The sequence below is a fragment of the Mesorhizobium sp. M1E.F.Ca.ET.063.01.1.1 genome (assembly GCF_003998155.1).
Classification (GTDB): Bacteria; Pseudomonadota; Alphaproteobacteria; order Rhizobiales; family Rhizobiaceae; genus Mesorhizobium.
The window spans coordinates 1-570 of sequence record NZ_RZSC01001484.1 but is presented as its reverse complement, the minus strand read 5'-3'; the positions used below and the strand labels follow the sequence as shown (position 1 = coordinate 570).

Below are 570 nucleotides of genomic sequence, written 5' to 3'. Positions count from 1 at the left end.
TCGCAAAAATGAGCCCGAAGCAAATGTGTGCGCACGCTAGCCCATAAGGGGAGAAGGAGAGGGGCTACGCCAGCGTGCGCTCCACGATATCCCGCAGATCGGCCGAGAGGTTCTCGACGTTCGCGATTTGCAGCAGCGCCTGCCTTGCCTTGTCCTGCCGGATCGGTTCCAGCGAGCGCCAGGACCGCATCGCCGTCGCCAGCCTTGCCGCCACCTGCGGGTTGCGCTTCTCGACCTCCAGCACGGTCTCGGCGAACAAGCGGTAGCCTTGGCCGTAGGCGCGATGGAAGCCGGTCTGGTTGGCGCTGGAGAAGGTGCCGATCAGCGAGCGCACCCGGTTCGGATTGGCGATCGAGAAGGCGGGATGCCGCATCAGCGCGCGCACCGTCTCGACGGTCCGCGGGCCGGGCACGCCGGCCTGGATCTGGAACCATTTGTCTAGCACCAGCGCATCGCCCCGATATCTGGCCTCGAAGCTTGCCAGCGCTTCCTCCGCCTCGGGAGAGCCGTCATGGCGGTGCGCCAGCACGGTGAGCGCCGCCGCGCGATCCGTCATGTTGGTTGCCGCGC

Annotated in this window: 1 protein-coding gene; it reads right to left on the bottom strand. The window is 66.8% G+C overall.

The features are described from left to right. Positions 1 to 64 precede the first annotated feature (64 nt). Positions 65 to 570 (bottom strand): aminopeptidase N C-terminal domain-containing protein (locus tag EOA29_RS39370; protein WP_127222565.1); only part of this gene is annotated, 506 nt, incomplete at its 5' end.